This window comes from Amycolatopsis tucumanensis (assembly GCF_021654135.1).
In the GTDB taxonomy this organism is placed as follows: domain Bacteria; phylum Actinomycetota; class Actinomycetes; order Mycobacteriales; family Pseudonocardiaceae; genus Amycolatopsis_E; species Amycolatopsis_E tucumanensis.
Genome location: NZ_JAKGSD010000008.1, coordinates 72,876 through 85,503 on the forward strand (window position 1 = coordinate 72,876; position 12,628 = coordinate 85,503).

Consider the following 12,628-nt stretch of genomic DNA (forward strand, 5'->3'; position numbering starts at 1 on the left):
GTCCAACCAATGTACGCAGGGTCCGAAAGCGACGTGGGCCGGGCCACGGTTGACTGGCGCGGAACCTACGTCGCCGTAACCTTGTTGGTGTGACCGTAGAGACCGAACCCTTCGTCGACACCCGCCCCCGGCTCCGCGGCCATATCCACTTCTGGACGTTCTTCAGCGCGCTCGCCTGTGTGGCGACGCTGGTCGCGTTCGCGGGCGCGACGGTGTCCGGTCTGGCCGCGCTGGCCACGTCGGTGTACGGGGTGACCGTGCTCGGCGTGTTCGGCGTCAGCGCGCTGTACCACCGCCGGTTGTGGAGCCCGCGTGCCTACCAGTGGATGAAGCGCGCGGACCACTCGATGATCTTCCTGTTCATCGCGGGCACGTACACCCCGTTCACGCTGCTGGCGATGTCGAAGCCGACCGGGTACGTCGTGCTGGGCGTGGTCTGGGGCGGCGCGCTGGCCGGGGTGGCGCTGAAGATGCTGTGGCCGGGCGCGCCGCGCTGGCTCGGCGTGCCGATCTACGTGGCGCTCGGCTGGGTGGCGATCTTCGTGCTGCCCGAGCTGGCCACGCACGCCGGGGTGGCCGCGCTCGTGTTGCTGCTGGTCGGCGGCCTGTTCTACACCGTAGGCGCGGTGTTCTACGCGGTGAAGTGGCCGAACTACTGGCCCAACACCTTCGGCTACCACGAGTTCTTCCACGCGTGCACCGTGCTGGCGGCGATCTCGCACTACATCGCCGTCTGGCTGGCGATCTACGCCTGAGCGGCGGTCAGCGGCCCGACGGCTGGAAGAAGGCGAGCATGCGCCGGGCCGCGTCCGGCGCCGCCAGCATTTCCTGGATGCGGGCGGAGTGCCGGGCGGCCGCGCTGGTGCGTTCGAACATCTCACGCTCGTACTCCTCGACCGCCGCGGCGAGGTCGCCCGGGTGCGCGGCCAGCGCCTGGCCGAGCCGGGCACCGTCGAGCAGCGCCATGTTGGCGCCCTGCCCCACCGGCGGCATCAGGTGCGCGGCGTCGCCGAGCAGCGTGACGCCCGGTTTCGCGGGCCAGGTCACGCCGACCGGCAGCGTGGTGATCGCGCGCGGCACGATGGTGTCGTCGCAGGCCGCGATCAGCGCGGTGATCCGCGGGTGCCAGTCGGCGAACAGGTCGAGCAGGCGCGCCTGGCCGCGGCGGGGTCGTCGAACGGGATGCCGCTGGTCGCCAGCCAGTCCGCGCCGGTGTGGAAGCTGAGGTAGACGCGGACGCGGCCGTCGCCGTTGCGCTGCGCGGACAGGGACCGGCGGTCGCCGAGCACCCAGTAGTTGCCGCGCCCGACCATCGCCGCGAGGTCCGGGTGGGTGCGGTCGATGTCCGGAATACCGAGTTCGATGGTGTTCTGGCCGGTGTGCACCGGCCGGGCATCGGTGAGCAGCGGGCGCACCCGGGATTCCGCGCCGTCGGCGCCGACCAGCAGGTCGTACCCCTCGGTGCGGCCGTCGGCGAAGCGCAGCACGCCGTCGGCCGCGGACTGGAAGGCGTGCCCCCAGCGCACGGTGTGCTCGGGGAGGGAGTCGAGGAGCAGGTCACGCAGGTCGGCGCGGTCCACCTCGGGCCGGTCGAGCGGGGCGTCGTCGGGCGTGTCCTCCTGCAGCAGCAGGGTGCCGTCGGGTTCCAGGAGCCGCATGTCCTGGCCCGCGCCCCGGGCGATCCCCTGGAACCCGTCGAACAGCCCGGCCTCGCGCAGCGCCTGCTGCCCGGAGTGGATGTCGAGCATGCCGCCCTGGCCGCGCGCGTGCCGCGACGAGTCGCGTTCGTAGACGACCGACTCGATGCCGTGCACGTGCAGCACGCGGGCGAGGGCCAGCCCGCCGAGGCCGGCACCGACGATGGCGATGTTCACGAGCACTCCTTCGATACAGTGTATTTCTACGATACACCGTATTGCAGGATGCGATGTATCGTCAACGCATGCTGGTGTGGGAGAGGCCCGAGCCGCCGAGCCGTCCGGCGCCCGCGCCGCTGAGCCGGGAGCGGATCGTCGAGGCGGCGATCCGCCTGGCCGACGCGGACGGCCTGGATGCCGTGTCGCTGCGCAAGGTGGCCGCCGAGCTGGGCGTCGGCCCGATGCGGTTGTACGGCTACCTCGAAACCAAGGAGGAGCTGCTCGACCTGATGGTCGACGCGGCGCAGGCGGAGATCCGGCCCTCCGGCGAGGGCTGGCGGGAAGTGCTGCGGTCACTCGCCGAAGCCACGCGGCAGGCCGTCCACCGGCACGAATGGCTCGCCGACCTGCTCGGCGGACGACCCCAGCTCGGGCCGAACGCGCTGGCCAGGCTGGAGGCGGTGGTCGCCGGGCTGCGCGGCGTCGACGCGGACGCCGTCCTGCCGGTGGTCGCGGCCGTCGACTCGTACGTCATCGGCGCCGTGCGGCGGGAGATCGCCGAGCGGCGCGCCGAGCGGGCCAGCGGGATGGACAAGACGCAGTGGCAGGCGGCGTCCTGGCCGTACCTGGAACGGGCCTTCGCGACGGGCCGATACCCCGCGCTGGCCGCCTTCGTCCGCGACGGCAGCAGGCCGGACGCGGACGCCACGTTCCGCAGGGGGCTGGACTTCCTGCTCGACGGCATCGGCGCCCACCTCGCCCGCTGACCGCGTCAGGCGCTCCATCGCGCCGACCGCGAGCTTCCCGCTGATCGGGAACGCGAGCACGATCGCGGCCGCGAGCACGAACATCCGGGTCCGGGCTTGACCATCGTGGCGACCGGGAGCGTGTAGACCTCGACGACGCGGACCACGCACTCGTCCGGCAACGCCGCTCCCCAGACGACCGAGAACACCCGCTCCGCGCGGCGGAACTCCGCCGACGAGGCTGCGAGCCCCTGCCACCGCGCGAGCCCGCGGCCGGTGATCATGCCGAATCCGGGTCCGGGCTTGACGTTCGTCAGCCGAGCAGTCGCCGGAGGTAGTAGTCCACCGTGGCGACCGCCTCGTCCGGGGCGGTCTGTCCCAGTGCCACCTCGACGCCCAGTCCGGCGGCCAGCTGGATCAGGATGCGTGCCTCCCGGTCCGGGTCGACACCGCGCCGCTCACCGACTGCCGCGGCGACCAGGCTCGCCAGGAAGCCGCGCAGCTCGGCGTCGCCGTCGGACATCCGGGTCGCGATCGCCTCGCTGGTGATCGCGCGGTTGAGGAAGGCGATGCCGAGCAGGAGGAACTGCCTGCTCTCCGCGTTCAGGCCGAGCATCTCGGTCAGCACCTCGCGCAGGATCCGCTCCGGCCCGGGATCCCCGGCCAGGCGCGCCCGGATCCGCGCCCCCGCGCGCTCGTTCGCCAGCTCCAGCGCGAACGCGAGCATGTCGTCCTTGGACGCGAAGTAGTGCTGCACCCGGCCCATCGAGACCCCCGCCTCGGCGGCCACCTCGCGCAGGCTCACCGCCTCGATGCCGCGCGTGCTTGCCAGCCGCCACAGGGCTTCGGCCAGTTCGGCGCGGCGCTGGTCGTGATCGACTTGCCTGGGCACGCGCCAAGCTTAGCAATGCACTTGCATTGCCGTCCGGCTCGTTCTTACAATGCAGACGCATTGCGAAAACACTGTGGGGGTGCTCATGGCGACGAAGACGCCGGGATACGACGCCGCGCAACTGGTCTGCCTGGTGGCGGGCATCCAGCTCGGCGCGGTCCCGCTGGTCCAGGCGATTCTCGGCGCACGGCAGGGTGGGGTGTTCGGTTGGCTTTCCGGCGGGCTGGACCTGGCCGGCGCGTGGCGGTACGTGGTGCCGAGCGCCGTGGCGATCGCGATGGTCGTCGCGATCCTGGCGCTCGGCACCGCCAAGGAGAAGAAGCGCACCTGACGCGGCGCCGGCCGCGACCCGGCCGGCGCTGTAGGCCCGTGGAACACGGCCTTCGGCCGCGGGCCGGCATCGGTCAGCTTCACCACGCCGTAGGAGGCCAGGTCGAGGTAACGCGAACACGTTGCGCCAGGACCTGCGGTCGCACTTCGCGCACGGCAAACCGGTGGTGGCGACCGAATCACCGCCATCTCCCGGCGCACCTCGCCGAGGTCCCACTCCGGCCGGGAGCTCGTGCCGAACAACAAAACGGCAGCACGCGCGCCTAACGCAGCATCGCGGGGCGCAGGAACGGTTCCGGCACCGCGAAGCCGTCCGCGAGCAGTCGCGCGTGGGGGCGGAGCTCGGCGCACAGGTCGTTCACCGCGGCGACCACCGCCTTCGCCCGCGCCGACGTCAGCCGGCCGTGTTCGAGGAACCACGCGCGGTCCTCTTCGACGTTCGACAGCACGTACAGGTCGCACACCCGCTCCAGCAGGGCGCGCGCGTCCTGGTCCGCGCACCGGTCGATGGCGGCGACGAACGCCTCCAGCACGATCCGTTCGACGTGCACCTTCGCCGCACGCAGCACGTGGTCCTGCGCGTCGTTGAAGACCTCGAACGGGTCCGCCTCCGCGGCCCGGCGCAGCCGCCGCGCACAGCCCTCCAGCACGTGCTGCTCGCGGTCCTCGAACAGCTTCACCTGCCAGCCGCGGTCGAACAGCACATCGTCGTCGTCCCGGCCGGGCGCGGCGTCCACCAGCCGCTCGATCACCTTGCGCGCCGCGGTCCGCTCGATCACCGCGCCGACGAACTGCTCGGCCACGAACCGGGCGGTCGCCAGCGGGCTCAGGTCGGCGAAGTGGTCGCGGTAGCTGGTCAGCAGGCCCTTCGCGACCAGCTGCAGCAGCACCGTGTTGTCGCCCTCGAACGTGGTGAACACGTCGGTGTCGGCCTTCAGCGCGGGCAGCAGGTTCTCCGACAGGTATCCCGCGCCACCACACGCTTCCCGCGCCGTCTGGATGCTGCGGGTCGCGTGCCAGGTCGCGATCGCCTTGATGCCCGCGGCACGCGATTCCAGCTCGCGTTGCGCCCGTTCTTCGGCGTCCGCGGTGCCCTGGATGTCGTGCAGCGCCCGGGTCAGCTCCTCGTGCGCGAAGTGCAGCGCGTAGGTGCGCGCGATCGCCGGCAGCAGTTTCCGTTGGTGCGCCCGGTAATCCAACAGCACTGTCTCGCCGTCCGCGCCGGGACGGCCGAACTGGCGGCGCTTCTCCGCGTACCGGGTCGCGATCGCCAGCGCCCGCTCGGTCGCGTGGATCGCGCCGCCCGCCACGCTGATCCGGCCGCGGATCAACGTGCCCAGCATGGTGAAGAACCGGCGGTTGTCGCTCTCGATCGGGCTCGTGTAGGTGCCGTCCTCGGTGACGTCGCCGTACCGGTTGAGCAGCGCGTCCCGCGGCACGCGCACGGAGTGGAACGTCAGGCGCCCGTTGTCGACGCCGTTGAGGCCCGCCTTACGGCCGTCGTCACCGATCTCCACGCCCGGCATCGGCGCGCCCGTCTCGTCCCGGATCGGCACCACGAAGGCGTGCACGCCACGGCTTTCCCCACCGGTGACGAGCTGCGCGAACACCACCGCCATCTGGCCGTGCCGCGCCGCGTTGCCGATGTAGTCCTTGCGCGCCTGCTCGTCGGGGGTGTCGATGACGAACTCGCGCGTGGCCGGGTCGTAGGTGGCCGTGGTGCGCAGGTGCTGCACGTCCGAGCCGTGCCCGGTTTCGGTCATGGCGAAGCAGCCGAGCAGGTCCAGGTCCATGATGCGGGCCAGGTACCGCTCGTGGTGCGGCGCCGTGCCGAGCAGCTGGATCGCGCCGCCGAACAGGCCCCACTGCACACCGGACTTCACCATCAGCGACAGGTCGCCGTAGCCGAGCATCTCGAACGACACCACCGAGCCGCCGATGTCTCCCCCGCCGCCGTACTCGCGGGAGAATCCGAGCCGGTGCCAGCCGCTCTTGGCCAGTTCCCGCAGGCGCTCCAGCACCCAGGCCCGGTACTCCTCGGTGCTCAGGTCGTAGGGCTCGTCGAGGTCGTACCCGGCGTACTGCGCGCGAATCTCCCGGCGCAGCTGGGCCCACTGTCCATCCAGTACCGCGGTCAACGCATCGGGGTTCATGTTCCTACTCTGGCGTAACTTCCGCGGTCCCGCATGGCGAGCTCAGCCCAGATCCGGCCCCTCCCGGCGCAGTTCGTCGACCTTCGACATGGCCTCGCGCAGCTCGCCGAGCCACTCCTCGGCGTGCTGCCCGACGAGCCGGACTGTCCAGGCCAGGGCGTCCGACCGGGACCGCGCGACCCCGGCGTCGACGAGCGTGTCGAGCACCAGCCGCTCGGGCTGGCGCAGGCGCGTCATCACCGGCACCGACTGTGTGGTGAACAACTCTTCGGTGCCGCCGAGGCGCGCGCCCCAGGACACCTTGCGCTGGTACCGGTGCTCGGCCTGGCGCGCGATCTCGATGCGGTGCTCGCGGGTCTCCTCGCGGAACCGGCTGATGCGCCCCGACTCGGCGGCGGCGCGGGCGGCGTCGTCGGCGAACTCGTCGGTGAGCGCCGGCAGTTCGCCGACGATCAGGATCTCCTCGCGGTCCACCGTGATGTCCGGGGTTCCGGTGAACCAGCCGTCGGGTAGCCGCCCGGCGAACCAGCCCGCCGCGTCGTCCGCCGGCGGCACTTCGGCCTGGCCGCGGCCCTTCCAGCCTCGTCCCCACTGTGCGTGTGTGCGCATGTCCATCGCCTCCGCGATTACATGATTACGTTGCAACACACGCTACGCCGGAACCAGCGCGTCAGATCCCCTGTTCACTGCGGGCGGACAAAGCTGAGACCAGGTCATCAGGGCTGGTCACGGGCCGGTCGCAGACGTAACCGCGGCACACGTAGGCCGCGGCCTGACCGGCCACCAGCGGCCGGTCCGCGAGCAGCGGCACCCCCTCCGCGTCGGGCTCCCCGGCCAGCACGACCGCGCCGCCGTGCGCACGACGGGCGGCCACCGCGCGCAGCAGGTCCCGCTCGGTCGAGTCCGGCCCGGCGATGGCGACCTGGACGGGCCCGGCCAGCAGCGCCTCGGCCGCGGTGAGCCAGTGCCCGGCGAAGCGCGGGGCCTTGGCGATCAGCTGGCCGGTCCGGTGCACGGCCTCCTCGGCGGCTGCCCGGTACCGCGCGGACCGGTCCGGCCCGACCAGCACCGAGGCCGTGACCAGCGCGTTCGTCAGCGCGGATGCGCCGGAGGGGCTGGCGTTGTCGGTCGGGTCCGACGGCCGGTGCACGAGGACCTCGGCATCGTCCGCCGTGTCGTGGTACGCGCCCGGGGTGTCCGCGACGGCGAAGTTGGCGAGCGCGGTGTCCAGCAGGTTCACCGCTTCGGTGAGCCAGCGCGGGTCCCCGGTCGCCTGGTGCAGGGCCAGCAGTCCCTCGGCCAGGCAGCCGTAGTCCTCCAGCACGCCCGCCGCGTCACCGGCCGTGCCGTCACGCGAGCTGCGGCGCAGGCGGTTGTCGCGGAGGTGGATGCCGAGGACCGCGGACGCGGCCTCCTGCGCCGCGGTCACCCAGTGCGGCTCGTCGAGCGCCACGCCCGCCTCGCACAGCGCGGTGATGGCAAGGCCGTTCCAGGCCGCGATCACCTTGTCGTCCCGGCCCGGCTGGGGACGCTCGTCGCGGGCGGCCAGCAGCGCGGAGCGGACCCGCTCGAAGCGCTCCCGGTCGTCCGGGTCGCGGAGCTGCAGCACCGAGGCGCCGTGCTCGAACGTGCCGGATTCGGTGACGCTGAACAGTTCCGCGGCCCACGCGCCGTCGTCGTCGCCGAGCACCTCACGCAGCTGCGCGGGCGTCCACACGTAGGTCAGGCCTTCCTCGCCGAGGGTGTCCGCGTCGAGCGACGCGGCGAACCCGCCCTGTTCCGTGCGGAGGCGGGCGAGCAGGAACTCGCCGGTCATGCGCGCGACTTCGGCGGCCAGGGCGGAGCCGGTGCGGCGGGCCAGGTGCGCGTAGACCCGCAGCAGCAGAGCGTTGTCGTACAACATCTTCTCGAAGTGCGGCACGACCCAGGACGCGTCGACGGAGTAGCGGGCGAAGCCGCCGGCGAGCTGGTCGTGGATGCCGCCGCGCGCCATCGCCTCGGCGCACGATTCCACAAGGGACAGCGCCTCGGCGGAGCCGGTGCGTTCGTGGTGGCGCAGCAGGAACTCCAGCACCATCGACGGCGGGAACTTCGGCGCGCCACCGAAACCGCCGCGTGCGCGGTCGGCCTCCCCGGTCAGCTTCAGCAGGGCGGCGTCGAGCACCCCCGCGTCGACCGGGGCGGGCGGCAGCGGCCCGAGCTGCCCGGCGAGGTGCTCGACGATCTTGCCCGCGCCCTCGCGCAGTTCGTCGCGGCGTTCCTGCCAGGCCTGGGCGACGGCGACGAGGAGGTGCTGGAACGACGGCATGCCCGGCCGCGGCTCGGGCGGGTAGTAGGTGCCGCAGTGGAACGGCTCGCCGTCGGGGGTGAGGAAGCAGGTCATCGGCCAGCCGCCCTGGCCGGTCATCGCCTGGGTCGCGGTCATGTAGACCGCGTCGATGTCGGGACGCTCCTCCCGGTCGACCTTGATGTTGACGAAGTGCTCGTTCATCAGGCGCGCGGTCTCGGCGTCCTCGAAGGACTCGTGGGCCATGACGTGGCACCAGTGGCACGCGGCGTAACCGATCGAGAGCAGGATCGGCACGTCCCGGCGCTTGGCCTCGGCGAGCGCCTCGGCGCTCCACGGCCACCAGTCGACCGGGTTTTCGGCGTGCTGCAGCAGGTAGGGGCTCGTCGCGGCGGCGAGTCGGTTGGCCATGCCACCAGGGTGTCACGGCGCCCGGAGAGCCGCCGCGCTAGCTGCTCTCGCTCTTCTCCGGCTGCTTGACCGGCTCGGGCGCGGGCTTCCCCGCCTGGTCTTCGTCCTTCGCCTCGGCGGCGTCGGCCTCGGCCTTCTCCTCCGGGTCGAAGGTGGCCGGGACGCGCTTGAGGTGCTTGGTCATCGAGCGCACCAGCAGGGCGACGGCGATGAGGAACAGCAGGAGGATCAGGAACCCCAGCGGCGAGGACTTGCCGAAGTCCTCGCCCTGGCCGCCGTTGTCGCCGTTGCCCGGCTGCTGCGCGAGGACGAGGGCGGTCGTGGCGACCGGCGCCGTCACCGGCAACAAGAGACTCATGTGTTCACCTTCTCACGGACGCCCGCGAACAGGTCGTCCTCGGGCAGCGTGCTGTCCACGAGCGAGCGGACCAGCTCGTACTCCTCCGTCGGCCACACCCGGCGCTGCATGTCCAGCGGCACGAAGAACCACCGGCTGTTCGGGTCGATCTGGGTGGCGTGCGCCTTCAGCGCCTCGTCGCGGACCTCGAAGTAGTCGGCGCACTCGATGCGCGTGGTGACGCGCTCCATGACGTCCGCGCGGTCCGGGTCCCACTTGCCGAGCCACTCCGCGTACGGCGACTCCAGGCCGGCCTCGACGAGCGCGTCGTGGAAGGCCTGCATGCGGGCGCGGGAGAAGCCGTGCATGTAGTACAGCTTGAGCGCCTGCCACGGCTCGCCGGCTTCGGGGAACTTGTCCGGCTCGGCGGCGGCGTCGAAGGCCGCCATGGAGACCTCGTGGGTGCGGATGTGGTCCGGGTGCGGGTAGCCGCCGTTCTCGTCGTAGGTCAGCACGACGTGCGGGCGGAACTCGCGCATGACCTTGACCAGCTCGCGCACCGGCTCCTCGATCGGGGTGAGCGCGAAGCAACCCTCCGGCAGCGGGGGCAGCGGGTCGCCCTCCGGCAGGCCGGAGTCCACGAAGCCCAGCCAGCGGTGCTGGACGCCGAGGATCTTGGCGGCCTTGGCCATCTCCTCGCGGCGGATGGCGGACATGTTGGCCAGCACCTCGGGCCGGTCCATGGCCGGGTTGAGGATGCTCCCGGCCTCGCCTCCGGTGCAGGTCACGACCATGACCTCGGCACCCTCGGCGACGTAGCGCGCCATGGTGGCCGCACCCTTGCTCGACTCGTCGTCGGGATGTGCGTGCACCGCCATGAGACGCAGGCGCGATCCCGTTCCGGACATCAGCTCGTCAGAACCCACCATGCGTCCAACGACCCCTTCTGAATCCCTATTCCGCCCCGGAGAGATACTGCGGTTGCCTCCATTGTCCCCGGGGGTACGACAAGTTCGATCGGAGGCCCGGCACTTGAGCACCGCCAGCGCCCCGCCGTCGCTGCCGGACGGCCGATACGGGCGGCCCCGCAGGCCGAGCCGCCGCTGGCGCGTGTGGGTGTTCACCGGGATCGCGCTGGTCGTGAGCTGCGCCGTCGCGTGGATCGGGTACGTGAACCTGGGCGCCGCGCCCATCAGTGCGGAACGCGTCACGTTCGCGGAGCTTCCCGGCAACGCGATGACGATCTCGCTGAACGTGACGCGGGACGAGCCGGACCGGCCGGGCGTGTGCATCGTGCGGACGCGGGACATCAGCGGCGCCGAGAGCGGGCGGCGGGAGGTCTACATCCCGGCGAACGACAGCCGGGTCGACGTGGTCGTGCGGAGCATCGACCGCCCGGTCACCGCGGACGTGTACGGCTGCTCCTACGACATCCCGGAGTATCTGTCAAGGAGTTAGCGGCCAACGGGGTGAATGACGCGACGAATGCCCGGTTTCTGAGAAAGACACCGGCGCTGACCTGCCCTGCCGTGGTACCCTGATCTACCGGCACGGCCCGAACGGGCCGTGTTTTTCCTTTATCCAGCCGCACTCGGTCGAGTGCGGCTGCCGGCATGAACACCCATGTCCGGCAGGCACGACGAGGAGATGGTGGCCGTGAGCGACACCCAGGTGACCTGGCTGACCCAGGAAGCCTACGACAGGCTCAAGCACGAGCTCGACGAGCTGATCGAGAATCGTCCGGTCATCGCTGCGAAGATCAACGCCAGCCGCGAAGAAGGCGACCTCCGCGAGAACGGCGGTTACCACGCTGCCCGCGAGGAGCAGGGCCAGCAGGAGGCCCGCATCCGCCACCTGCAGGAACTCCTGCGGTCGGCGAAGGTCGGCGAGGCCCCGAAGAACGACGGGGTCGCCGAGCCGGGCAAGGTCCTCACCGTGCGTTACGAAGGTGACGACGAGGACGAGAAGTTCCTGCTCGCCACGCGCGAAGAGGGCGCCGAGGGCGAACTCGACGTGTACTCCCCCGAGTCGCCCCTGGGCAAGGCCCTGCTGGGCGCGAAGGAAGGCGAGTCGCGCGAGTACGAGCTGCCCAACGGGAGCACGCAGAAGGTGACGCTGGTCAAGGCCGTGCCCTACTCCGGCTGAGACCCACACTTTTTCGGAGCGGCTGCTCCGGGCGGGAGCATCGCCCGGAGCAGCCGCTTCGCTGTGTGCGGTCCCGCGCGGGCGTAGCGAAGCAAAAGCAAAGCCCGGCGCCCGGAAAACCGCGTAGCGTCACACCACATGAACCCCATCTGCGTGACCTGCGGCATGCAGTACGCCTCCCCCCGCGCGGACTGCCCCATCTGCGAGGACGAACGCCAGTACGTCCCCCCATCGGGCCAGCGGTGGACCGACTTCGCCACCCTGAAAGCCGAGCACGAGCCGGTCATCAGGCAAGAGGGCACCGGCCTCACCGGCATCGCCTGCACCCCGAAGTTCGGCATCGGCCAGCGCGCCCTCTTCGTGGAGACCGCGAGCGGCAACTTCCTCTGGGACCTCACCGCCTACCTGGACGACACGATCGCCGAGCACATCACCAGCCGCGGCGGCATCACCGGCATCGCGATCAGCCACCCGCACTACTACACGACCTGCGTCGAGTGGGCCCGCACCTTCGACGTGCCGGTCTACCTGCACGAGGGCGACCGCGAGTGGATCGGCCGCCCGGACGAGCGCATCGAGCTGTGGAGCGGCCAGACCAAGCAGGTCGGCGACGGCGTCACACTGGTCAACCTGGGTGTGCACTTCACCGGCGGCACGGTCCTGCACTGGTCCGGCGGCGAGGAGGGCCGGGGCGCGCTGCTGTCCGGCGACATCGTGCAGGTGATCCCGGACCGCAGGCACGTCGGGTTCATGTACAGCTACCCGAACCTGATCCCGGAACGGCCTGCGGTCGTGCGGCGCGCCGCGGAGATCCTCGCCGGCTACCGCTTCGACGCGATCTACGGCGCGTGGTGGGACGCGGTGGTGCGGCAGGACGGCTACGACGTCGTGCAGCGCTCGGCCAAGCGCTACTTGGAGTTCGTTTCGTAGGCGAGCCGTTCCAGCAGCGGACGGACGCGCGGCGGCACGGGCGTGGACAGGGCCAGCGACGTCGACGTGCGGCGCACGCCCGGCACGCTCACCACGGCGTCGATGACCCGCTGCAGGTCGTCGTGGTCGCGCGCCACCATCCGGACGAACAGGTCGCCCTGCCCGGTGGTGGCGTGCACCTCGCAGACCTCCTCGATCGCGTCCAGCGCCTCGGACACCGAGGTGCGCTGACCCTGCGCGATCTCGATCACCGCGAACGCGGTCAGCCCGTACCCCATCGCCGCCAGGTTCAGCTGCGGCGGGAAGCCGCCGAGGATGCCCTGTTCGGTGAGCCGGTCCAGGCGCGCCTGCACGGTGCCCCTGGCGACGCCGAGCCGTCGCGCGCAGTCCAGCACGTTCAGCCGCGGCGAGTCGGTGAGCAACAGCAACAGCCGGGCGTCGAGCGCGTCCACGCATCCTCCTGGTCACATTGCCCGATTTGATAGATCATCCTCGGCGAACACTGGTCAATGTGTCCAGGGAAATGCGCCACTGTTGCCCA

The 12,628-nt window shown here is 71.3% G+C and carries 13 protein-coding genes and 1 pseudogene; 6 read left to right on the top strand and 8 right to left on the bottom strand.

Annotation, left to right across the window (positions count from 1 at the left end; genetic code table 11):
• Positions 1–89 precede the first annotated feature (89 nt).
• Positions 90–755, top strand: coding sequence for a PAQR family membrane homeostasis protein TrhA (gene trhA, locus L2C96_RS11150; RefSeq protein WP_020421475.1), 666 nt, complete (start codon positions 90–92; stop codon positions 753–755).
• Positions 756–762: 7 nt separating this feature from the next.
• Here trhA and L2C96_RS11155 read toward each other — a convergent pair.
• Positions 763–1,874: pseudogene (locus tag L2C96_RS11155) on the bottom strand (FAD-dependent oxidoreductase).
• Between the two features lie 68 nt (positions 1,875–1,942).
• Here L2C96_RS11155 and L2C96_RS11160 point away from each other — a divergent pair.
• On the top strand, positions 1,943–2,623 hold the full coding sequence (locus L2C96_RS11160; protein WP_237336092.1) for a TetR/AcrR family transcriptional regulator: 681 nt from the start codon (positions 1,943–1,945) through the stop codon (positions 2,621–2,623).
• A gap of 292 nt (positions 2,624–2,915) precedes the next feature.
• Here L2C96_RS11160 and L2C96_RS11165 read toward each other — a convergent pair whose 3' ends face one another.
• Positions 2,916–3,494, bottom strand: a complete 579-nt coding sequence (locus tag L2C96_RS11165; RefSeq protein ID WP_020421478.1) for a TetR/AcrR family transcriptional regulator — start codon at positions 3,492–3,494, stop codon at positions 2,916–2,918.
• Between the two features lie 85 nt (positions 3,495–3,579).
• Between L2C96_RS11165 and L2C96_RS11170 the strand changes: the two genes are divergently transcribed.
• Positions 3,580–3,825 (top strand): hypothetical protein, encoded by a 246-nt coding sequence (locus L2C96_RS11170; RefSeq protein WP_027936361.1) that lies wholly within the window; start codon positions 3,580–3,582, stop codon positions 3,823–3,825.
• A gap of 262 nt (positions 3,826–4,087) precedes the next feature.
• On the opposite strand, the gene L2C96_RS11175 is transcribed toward L2C96_RS11170, so the two are convergent.
• The 5 genes from L2C96_RS11175 to mca are packed head-to-tail and all read right to left on the bottom strand — an operon-like array spanning position 4,088 to position 9,941.
• Positions 4,088–5,977 (bottom strand): acyl-CoA dehydrogenase family protein, encoded by a 1,890-nt coding sequence (locus tag L2C96_RS11175; protein WP_237336093.1) that lies wholly within the window; start codon positions 5,975–5,977, stop codon positions 4,088–4,090.
• A 42-nt stretch (positions 5,978–6,019) separates the two neighbouring features.
• On the bottom strand, positions 6,020–6,592 hold the full coding sequence (gene abmR, locus L2C96_RS11180) for an ATP-binding transcription factor AbmR (RefSeq protein WP_237336094.1): 573 nt from the start codon (positions 6,590–6,592) through the stop codon (positions 6,020–6,022).
• A 55-nt stretch (positions 6,593–6,647) separates the two neighbouring features.
• Positions 6,648–8,675, bottom strand: a complete 2,028-nt coding sequence (locus L2C96_RS11185; RefSeq protein ID WP_020421482.1) for a thioredoxin domain-containing protein — start codon at positions 8,673–8,675, stop codon at positions 6,648–6,650.
• Between the two features lie 37 nt (positions 8,676–8,712).
• On the bottom strand, positions 8,713–9,033 hold the full coding sequence (locus tag L2C96_RS11190) for a hypothetical protein (protein ID WP_027936363.1): 321 nt from the start codon (positions 9,031–9,033) through the stop codon (positions 8,713–8,715).
• Complete coding sequence (mca, locus tag L2C96_RS11195; RefSeq protein ID WP_027936364.1) at positions 9,030–9,941, bottom strand: mycothiol conjugate amidase Mca; 912 nt, start codon at positions 9,939–9,941, stop codon at positions 9,030–9,032. Before mca ends, L2C96_RS11190 begins: the two co-directional genes overlap by 4 nt.
• Before the next feature lie 103 nt (positions 9,942–10,044).
• On the opposite strand from mca, the gene L2C96_RS11200 reads away from it, so the two are divergent.
• The 3 genes from L2C96_RS11200 (at position 10,045) to L2C96_RS11210 (ending at position 12,087) form a co-directional block, all read left to right on the top strand.
• A complete protein-coding gene (locus L2C96_RS11200; protein ID WP_027936365.1) occupies positions 10,045–10,470 on the top strand; it encodes a DUF4307 domain-containing protein in 426 nt (141 codons plus the stop codon).
• Between the two features lie 189 nt (positions 10,471–10,659).
• Positions 10,660–11,157, top strand: a complete 498-nt coding sequence (gene greA / locus L2C96_RS11205) for a transcription elongation factor GreA (protein WP_027936366.1) — start codon at positions 10,660–10,662, stop codon at positions 11,155–11,157.
• 138 nt (positions 11,158–11,295) lie between these two features.
• Positions 11,296–12,087 (top strand): MBL fold metallo-hydrolase, encoded by a 792-nt coding sequence (locus L2C96_RS11210; protein WP_237336095.1) that lies wholly within the window; start codon positions 11,296–11,298, stop codon positions 12,085–12,087.
• On the opposite strand, the gene L2C96_RS11215 is transcribed toward L2C96_RS11210, so the two are convergent.
• Positions 12,066–12,539, bottom strand: coding sequence for an Lrp/AsnC family transcriptional regulator (locus L2C96_RS11215; RefSeq protein ID WP_020421488.1), 474 nt, complete (start codon positions 12,537–12,539; stop codon positions 12,066–12,068). The genes L2C96_RS11210 and L2C96_RS11215 overlap by 22 nt on opposite strands.
• Between the last annotated feature and the right edge of the window lie 89 nt (positions 12,540–12,628).